Source organism: Saccharopolyspora sp. (genome assembly GCF_017434145.1).
Classification (GTDB): Bacteria; Actinomycetota; Actinomycetes; order Mycobacteriales; family Pseudonocardiaceae; genus Saccharopolyspora_C; species Saccharopolyspora_C galaxeae.
Genome location: NZ_JAFRFW010001033.1, coordinates 1 through 3,416, shown reverse-complemented (window position 1 = coordinate 3,416; position 3,416 = coordinate 1). Strand labels below are relative to the sequence as shown.

3 protein-coding genes are annotated in these 3,416 nt (G+C 70.0%); 2 read left to right on the top strand and 1 reads right to left on the bottom strand.

All coding sequences use genetic code 11. From position 1 onward, the window contains the following. Positions 1-185: 185 nt before the first annotated feature. Together IJH84_RS28295 and IJH84_RS28290 are read left to right on the top strand one after the other, a co-directional pair. Positions 186-1,109, top strand: coding sequence for an amidohydrolase family protein (locus tag IJH84_RS28295; RefSeq protein ID WP_295151023.1), 924 nt, complete (start codon positions 186-188; stop codon positions 1,107-1,109). Positions 1,110-1,176: 67 nt separating this feature from the next. After that, complete coding sequence (locus tag IJH84_RS28290) at positions 1,177-1,944, top strand: IclR family transcriptional regulator (protein WP_295151021.1); 768 nt, start codon at positions 1,177-1,179, stop codon at positions 1,942-1,944. Between the two features lie 2 nt (positions 1,945-1,946). Here IJH84_RS28290 and IJH84_RS28285 read toward each other — a convergent pair. After that, the coding region (locus tag IJH84_RS28285) for an EAL domain-containing protein (protein WP_295151019.1) at positions 1,947-3,416 on the bottom strand (1,470 nt) is incomplete at its 5' end.

The window sequence follows — 3,416 nt, the reverse complement described above, 5'->3', positions numbered from 1 at the left end:
CTGGGCGAGCGAGAGGCCGCCCGCGCCGGCGTTGGCGGCCCGCGCGCGGCGCATGGCCAGGAACAGCGCGTCGGTGGCCCGCGAGAGCTCGGATGTCCCGTCGTGCTCGGGATTTTGCGGCGCTTGCGACATGGCTGCTACCTTACCGGAAAGGTAGTTAGCAAGCTAAGTAATTCGGAGGAGACATGACCGGGCGCATCGATGTCCACCACCACGTCGTGCCGCCCCGCTACCGGCAGCGGCTCTCGCGCGCCGGCGTTTCCGCGGGCGGCCGCGGGATTCCGGAATGGAGTGCGGATGCCTCGCTGGAGCTGATGCAGCGCAACGGGATCGAGACGGCCATCCTGTCGATCACCACTCCCGGCGTGGAGCCTTGGCTGAACGACGGCGCCCGCGAGTTCGCGCGCGAGCTCAACGAGTTCTGCGCCGGGCTGGCTGCGGAACATCCCGGACGCTTCGGATTCTGGGCCACGTTGACGTTGCCGGACGTGAACGGTGCGGTGCACGAGGCCGCCTACGCGCTGGACGAGCTGCACGCGGACGGAGTGGTGTTGCTTGCCAACAGCAACGGGACTTACCTCGGCGATCCGGAGTTCGACCCGTTGATGGCCGAATTGGACGCTCGTGCGGCTGTGGTGTTCGTGCACCCGTCCGCGCTGCCCGCCGAGCCCGTTTCCGGGGTTCCGCCCTATGCGGCGGATTTCCTGCTCGACACCACCCGGGCGGCGGCGAACCTGGCTGCCCGCGGCGTACCGCGCCGGTTCCCGAACATCAAGATCATCTTGCCGCACGCGGGCGGGTTCCTGCCGTACGCGGCCGAACGCATCGCCGGTTCGCTCGCCCTCGACGATCCGAGCCGTGATGCCGGGCAGCTGTTGGCGGACCTGCGCGGCTTCTACTTCGACACCGCGCTGTCGGCCTCCGAGTACTCGCTTCCGGCGCTGACCCGGTTCGCCGAGCCCGGGCACGTGCTGTTCGGCAGCGATTTCCCCTACGCCACGGCAGAAATGGCGACCTGGTTCACCGGCAAGCTGGACGCCTGGGACGGAATCGACCACGCCGAAGTGGACCGAGTCAACGCCGGGCGGCTGTTGCCCCGGTTCGGTTGACGCCGGTTCCCGGACGTGCGCCCGGCGCTCAGTGTCGAGATCCCGGTCAGCAGAATACGATTCTCGGATGAAGAACAAGCCGCCGTACGCGCTCAGCTCCGTCGACAACGCGTTGCTGCTGCTGCAACTGCTGCGCGACCAAGGTGGACTCCGGGTCAGCGACGCGGCCGAAGAGCTCGGCATCGCCCGTTCCACGGCGCACCGGCTGCTTTCCATGCTGGTGTACCGCGATTTCGCGATCCAGGACGACAACCGGACCTACGTTCCCGGCCCGGCGCTGGCGGCCGGCCGGGTCTCCGGGCGGCCGAACCAGCTCCTGCGCCGCGCGGTTCACCCGCACATGGACGCGCTGTGCGAGCGGGTGCAGGAAACGGTCAACCTGCTCGTGCGGGTCGGCACTCAGACGAGGTTCCTCGCTTCGGTCGAATCGACGCGGCTGCTGCACGTCGGCGATCGGCAGGGCGGAGTCCTGTCCGCACACCTTTCCTCCGGTGGCAAGGCGCTGCTCGCGGAACTGGCGCAGGACCAGCTCGAACAGCTCTACCGCAGGGAAGGGGATGCCGACCGGTTGTCCGAGAAGGACTGGAAAGCGCTGCTGCGGGAACTTCGCCTGGTACGCAAGCAGGGTTACTCGATCAACCGGGACAGGACCGAGACCGGGGTGTCGGCAGTGGGCGCGGTGCTGCGCGATGCGTCGGGCGAGGCGGTGGCCGCGTTCTCGGTCTCAGTGCCCTCGGCTCGGTTCGACGCGCAGCGGATTCCGCACCTCGTGCGGGAAATGCGTGCCGCTGTGGCGCGGGCCGAAACGGCGTTGCACAGCACCGAGTCGCGCTGAGTTCAGCGCGAGGCCGAACGGTCCCGCGCGGGCAGCCGGTCCACCGGCACCGGCTTGCCGAAGTAGTAGCCCTGCCCCTGGTCGCACCCGATGTCGCGCAGGATCTCCAGCTGCCGCGGGGTTTCCACGCCCTCGGCGACCACCGAGAGCCCGACCGCGTGCGCCATCGCCACGATGCTGGTCACGATCGCCTCCACGTCGTCGGACTCGCCGAGGTCGGTGATGAACGACCGGTCGATCTTGAGCGTGTCCAGCGGCAGCCGCCGCAACTGCGCCAGCGAGGAATACCCGGTACCGAAGTCGTCGATCGCCAGGAACACGCCCAGCCCGCGCAGCGCCCGCAGCATCCGCACCGCCGAGGTCGCGTCCTGCATGAGCGCGTTCTCGGTGACCTCCAGGCACAGCGCGCCCGGGGGCAGCCCGGACTCCGCCAGCGCGGCCCGCACCTTCGACTGCAACCGCGGGTCGCCGAGCTGGCGCGGTGAGAGGTTCGCGTTCAGCTGCAGCGGACCGCCGTGCCGCTTGCGCAGCGCGGCGACCTCGCGGGTGACCGTGCGCAGCATGAACTCCCCGATGTTGTTGATCAGGTCGCTCTCCTCGGCCAGCGGGATGAACTCGCCGGGCGAGATCGTGCCGTGCTCCGGGTGGTCCCAGCGCAGCAGCCCCTCCACCGCGACCATCTCGCCGGTGCGCAGATCCACCACCGGCTGGTGCGCCACCCACAGCTGCTCGAGCGCGGCGGCATTGCGCAGATCCTGTTCCAGCAGCATGTGCCGCTGCACCCGCTCGCGGAGTTCCACGTCGAAGAACGCGTAGCGGCCGCGGCCCTCGGACTTGGCCCGGTACATCGCCACGTCGGCGTCGCGCAGCAGGTCCTGGGCGCTGCGGTCGTCCCCGGGCGCGGAAACGACGATGCCGACGCTGGCGTCCACGTGCAGCCGGATGCCCTCCACGTGCGTCGGCTCGGTGAGCGTGCGCAGCAGGTGCTCCGCCCGCACGCACCGCTGTTCGTCGTCGAGCTCTTCGTGCGTGGCGACCACGAACTCGTCCCCGCCGAGCCTGCCGACCAGGTCGCCCTCGGAGGTGGCCCGCACCAGCCGCTGCCCGATGTTGCGCAGCACCTCGTCGCCGACGCCGTGGCCCAGCGAATCGTTGACGAGCTTGAAGTTGTCCAGGTCCACGAACAGCACCGTCATCGGGCGGGTGCGCGGATCGGCGCGGACGGTGGCCTCCAGGTGCTGCAGCACCATCGTGCGGTTCGCCAGCCCGGTCAGCGGGTCGTGCGTGGCCTCGTGCTCGAGCCGTTCGCGGGCCGCGCGGCTCTCGGTGATGTCGGTGAACGACACCAGCACCCGGTGCGGCGGCCTGTCGTCCGGGTTCAGCGCCCGGGCCGTGGTGGCCAGCCACACGCTGCTGCCGTCCCCCCGCTGCACCCGCACCACCCGCGAGTTCACCGGACGGCCGGTGCGCTG